The 4,328-nt window shown below is 44.4% G+C and carries 5 protein-coding genes; 1 reads left to right on the forward strand and 4 read right to left on the reverse strand.

The window, feature by feature from the left end; translation table 11 throughout:
• On the forward strand, positions 1–276 hold a 276-nt coding region (locus CWC03_RS23705; RefSeq protein ID WP_249314106.1), incomplete at its 5' end, for a hypothetical protein.
• Here CWC03_RS23705 and CWC03_RS22360 read toward each other — a convergent pair.
• The 4 genes from CWC03_RS22360 to CWC03_RS22375 all read right to left on the reverse strand — a co-directional run bounded on the left by CWC03_RS22360 (position 245) and on the right by CWC03_RS22375 (position 3,820).
• Complete coding sequence (locus CWC03_RS22360) at positions 245–520, reverse strand: YfcL family protein (RefSeq protein WP_138583722.1); 276 nt, start codon at positions 518–520, stop codon at positions 245–247. The two genes, CWC03_RS23705 and CWC03_RS22360, sit on opposite strands and share 32 nt — an antisense overlap.
• A gap of 13 nt (positions 521–533) precedes the next feature.
• Positions 534–1,655 (reverse strand): ATP-NAD kinase family protein, encoded by a 1,122-nt coding sequence (locus tag CWC03_RS22365; protein WP_138583723.1) that lies wholly within the window; start codon positions 1,653–1,655, stop codon positions 534–536.
• Positions 1,645–2,211, reverse strand: coding sequence for an elongation factor P hydroxylase (locus tag CWC03_RS22370; protein WP_138583724.1), 567 nt, complete (start codon positions 2,209–2,211; stop codon positions 1,645–1,647). Before CWC03_RS22370 ends, CWC03_RS22365 begins: the two co-directional genes overlap by 11 nt.
• Before the next feature lie 76 nt (positions 2,212–2,287).
• Positions 2,288–3,820: a sensor domain-containing diguanylate cyclase gene (locus tag CWC03_RS22375; RefSeq protein WP_138583725.1), complete on the reverse strand. Its 1,533-nt coding sequence runs from the start codon at positions 3,818–3,820 to the stop codon at positions 2,288–2,290.
• Between the last annotated feature and the right edge of the window lie 508 nt (positions 3,821–4,328).

The raw sequence follows: 4,328 nt of genomic DNA on the forward strand, positions 1-4,328 counted from the left end.
TATACTAGGGAGAGGCTGTGGAGCATAGTGGCTGTCTGTCAGTCCGGCGATAACACAGTAGAAATGCCAATCAAGCGCTGCCCTTTGGGTTCACCTGAGTGCGCTCTGTTCATTGTTGCCCAACTTTTGCCTAGATTACTAGGGGGCAAGTCGAGCGTCGCGATCAAAGCACACTCAAGAGAACAAAAATCAAACAGCAAAGGTCAACAGGCCCTAGCACCTGCTACACTCGGCCGAGGTGCGGTTATTTTAGATTTTGCACCTGCTCCCAAATAGAGACCACATGTGCTTTGTCATCGTCATTTAGCTCTCCATTTCGGTATGCTTTTACTAGGCTGCTTTCAACTTTGGCATTTAACTCATCAACTGAAAGATCCGCTTCCTCTACTTGTGCATAGCCTACCGCTAAGTCAAAGTGACCGCGTAAATAGCCGCCAGCAAACAGCTCATCGTCACTCGCTCTATCAACAAGCTCATCAAAAAACTGCTGCGCTTTCTCTACATATTCTACTAAAGACATATTTATTCCTAAATTATTCTTGATGGCCTATGGCATACATTACATGGTCATTGAATCCAGTGATCACCTTAATAAATCCAGCTAAGGACTCATCAAGTTGTTCGTCCCCGGTATCCGCAATTAGAGGACGACCATTTAAGGCCTTTAATTTCGATTTTGTGGCGATAAGGATAATATTATCTTTGCCGACTTTTTTAATGAGGTCAGGGCTTAGCTGCTGATTACCGCGGCCAAAAATATGTCCTTGCCCACCAATTAACGTGATCACTAGCTTTGTTTTGTCATCAGCAAGCGACAACAATTGCTGCGCGGTTTGATCTTGCGCGATCAGCGCTTGATCCCTTACAACATCTACACCGAGTAGCGTATTGTCAAGCCCCATCTCTTCCATCACAGCCGCAACGGTGGAACCTGACCCCATAATGTAGGTTTCATCTTCGTCCATTTCGGCAACTACATAGGCAGCAATATCAGCCAACACCAGTTCATCGCTTTCTTTGCCACCGTTTTTCACCGCTTGCACATATCTCAGTTCGGTCGGCACTTGCATTTCACCAAATCGCTTGGCACGCACCGTCCCTTCACGAAATGCAGCTTCATCGATGTCCATCACATCGGCTTCACCTATAGAGACAAGCTCTCCGGTAACCAAAAGTTCAACGACTCTACCAGCTGCTTTTGGCGTTATCGCGTATACCCCACTATGAATTTTGCACCCCGCCGGGATCCCAAGTACAGGACATGAATCACCCACGGCGTGGCAAATGTTACGGGCGGTACCATCGCCACCTGCAAACAAAATCAAATCGACACCGAGCTGTTGCATCATTTGCGCTGCAGTCTCTGTATCTTCAGGACGAGTTGCTGTGCTTTGAGTGTGGTAAATCACTTGGGTGTTAAAACCCAGCTCTTTTGCCGTACGCTCCCCCATCTCACCGTTAACAGTAAATATTTCGATGTTTTCTTGATGTGGAAGCAGTTGTGTTAAAGCCGTTTTTGCTCGCTGATTAGCGCGAGGCTCTGCACCTAACGCCAATGCTTGTTGAGCTGTTTCTGCGCCATCGCTACCTTTTAGTGCAACGCTGCCACCAAGCCCAGCTAAAGGGTTGATGATAAGTCCAAGCTTAAATTGCATTGTTAAACTCCATGCTTAGCTCTGTCGGGATATCCCAGTTAAATTGCTGCAGGCGTAAAGGCCAAGGCGTATTATAAAAATGACTTAATGCCTTGAGTAGTTGAGTCGTTCTGGTATTAAATCCGCTTTCTAATAACGCTAGTACTTGCTGATGAACCCGTTGTTGAAAGCTAAAACGGCAAGTTTGTTCACCGTTAAGGTTATCAACGGAAACATTAAATGAAAAACCAGCAGCGACGCTTAACGCCCACTCAATAGCCTGCGGTTTCACTTCAACTTTTTCAAATTCGAGTTGCTGCGCTTTATCTCGTCCATCAGGACAATACCAGTAGCCGTAATCTTCGAGTTGCCGACGCGCTTCACCCGCAACAAGCCAATGTGCAATTTCATGCAAAGCACTGGCATAAAAGCCATGAGCAAAAATAATGCGATGATGAGGGTAAGATCCATTTGCAGGTAGATAGATAGGTTCGTCATCACCCACTACCAACTCAGTGTTGAGCATGTGCAGGAATAGCCCATTAAAAACAGCAATGAGGTCCTCTATTTTATGCATCAACATCCGCCACAAATCTAAACTGGGCGCAAATTGTAAGGTTTTTAGCGGCTAAAGTAAAAGATCTCGTCTTAAACTATGCCTTTTTATCCAAAGAGCTGCGTGGCGCGATATAAAGCGAAGCACGATCTCTACCTGCGTTTTTCGACTCATAGAGGGCTAAGTCAGCTTCTTCAAAACATCGTTTGTGATTAAAGCTTTCACCGATAAGCTCGTATCCCGCCACGCCTATGCTGAATGTCAGTCCAAAGCTGGTGAAACGAACAAATTCATGTACCAGTCGCTGTGCAAAATTAAGCGCGGCATCTGGCCGAGTTTCAGGGCAGATAATCACAAATTCATCACCACCCCATCGTCCAATATGGTCGCTTGGACGTGCTTGCTCTCTTAAAAACTGTCCAATTTCTTTTAATGCGTTATCACCGTCTTGGTGTCCTGCGGTGTCATTTAATTGTTTAAAATTATCAACGTCGATTACCAATAGCGATAGCGCTCGATGATAGCGGATGGCCCGCTGCACTTCTTCTTTTAGCAGCGCTTCTATCTTTCTGCGATTCATAACCTGAGTTAAGAAATCCAGTTCAGCACGGTTCTTCAATTCTTGCTCTTGACGTAAGTCTCGGATCACCGCAATAAAAACATCATTCTTAGAGACAGACACAGTGGATAACTCGATGTCCACTGGGATCTCCACTCCTGATTGGTGCCTCCCTACAATTTTAAGGCCATCATGCGTCATTCGGCGCATCGTAGAATTGCTTAGGAATTTCTCTCTGTCCAGGACGTGTCTACCGGTACACTGCTCCGGAACGAGGTCTTCAAGCTGCATACCTAATAGCTCTTGAGGCTGATAGCCAAATAAATCTGTACAGGCTTTATTAACCTCTGTGAGCCTACCGTCTTTATCACAATATAAAATAGCATCTGGCGTAGAGTTGAATAACTTTCGCTTTTCGTTGATTAGTTTAACCACAAAAATGAGCGTAAAAATGTTTAAGCAAGCAAATAACAAAACTATTGGCAACAACAACAATACACCAGTGCTACTCAACTTTTGGGTTTGATCAAGCTTTAGCGATTGCTTCTGCTTTGCAAGCTCAAACTTCTCTCCAATTGACTTACGTAAATAAGTAAATGCAGCTTCTGCATCCGTGTCATCTACTTTCACCAAGCGATCCACAGCCTCAGAGCTCAACCTTCTCGATGTGAACTTTGACTTAGCAAGCGCGAGCATTTGTGTATATTCATCAAAGGTGTGTTGAATAACGGCTAATGCCGTTGTCTCTTGGCTGCTTAGCGCCATACTTTGCAACCTCAGAATTGTTGTTCTGGTCGCTTCAACATCGCCTAAAGCCTGTTCGTAATAAATCTCGTCTTGGCGTAGCACATAATTTTTGAAATGATGAATAAAGCTGTTATAGCCAAAGCTACGCTCCAGCTCAGCTAACAGTTCTGCACGTTTAATTGCAACTTCAGTTTCTGATTGCCATGACTGATGAAACGAAGAAATGGAGTGGTTTAACAACGTAGACCAATAAACTAGCCCACCACTCACCAAAATAGTAAAAATAACTAATCCAATAATCTGCAAAAAAATACGTCTATTCATCTACTCTACTGTCCCAATTCAGCAAATCCTAGAGTGCAGTAAGCAAAAGAAGAAATTAGAGGCCGTCTAGGTGCTGTAGAATCCATGTCGATAGTATAAAAGTTACATACCATTACAGTGATTAAGTCTAGACTAGAGAACGAAAAAAGCCGCATTACAGCGGCTTACAAATAGGATATTTTCACTAACGAGTATTAGGGCCTGTTGATCTTTCAAGTTTGTTTTTGCAGCAGTTTGACTGGTATTTATACAAGGCAAAGCCTGCGTAGCATAGTCATTCTATGTGAGTCAGGCGATAACACAGTAGAAATGCCAGTCAAGCGCTGCCCTTTGGGTTCACCTGAGTGCGCTTTGTTCATTGTTGCTCAACTTTTGCCTAGATTACTAGGCGGCAAGTCGAGCGTCGCGACCAAAACACACTCAGGAGAACAAAAATCAAACAGCAAAGATCAACAGGCCCTGGTTATCGCAGGTAGTATTACGCTGTGCCACCGACAGTAATTTCCTC

This window comes from Pseudoalteromonas sp. S2755 (assembly GCF_005886535.1).
Taxonomy (GTDB): Bacteria; Pseudomonadota; Gammaproteobacteria; order Enterobacterales; family Alteromonadaceae; genus Pseudoalteromonas.

Coding starts and splice junctions, on each gene's coding strand:
- CWC03_RS22360 (WP_138583722.1), bottom strand. CDS start 520: ATGTCTTTAGTAGAATATGTAGAGAAAGCGCAGCAGTTTTTTGATGAG.
- CWC03_RS22365 (WP_138583723.1), bottom strand. CDS start 1,655: ATGCAATTTAAGCTTGGACTTATCATCAACCCTTTAGCTGGGCTTGGT.
- CWC03_RS22370 (WP_138583724.1), bottom strand. CDS start 2,211: ATGCATAAAATAGAGGACCTCATTGCTGTTTTTAATGGGCTATTCCTG.
- CWC03_RS22375 (WP_138583725.1), bottom strand. CDS start 3,820: ATGAATAGACGTATTTTTTTGCAGATTATTGGATTAGTTATTTTTACT.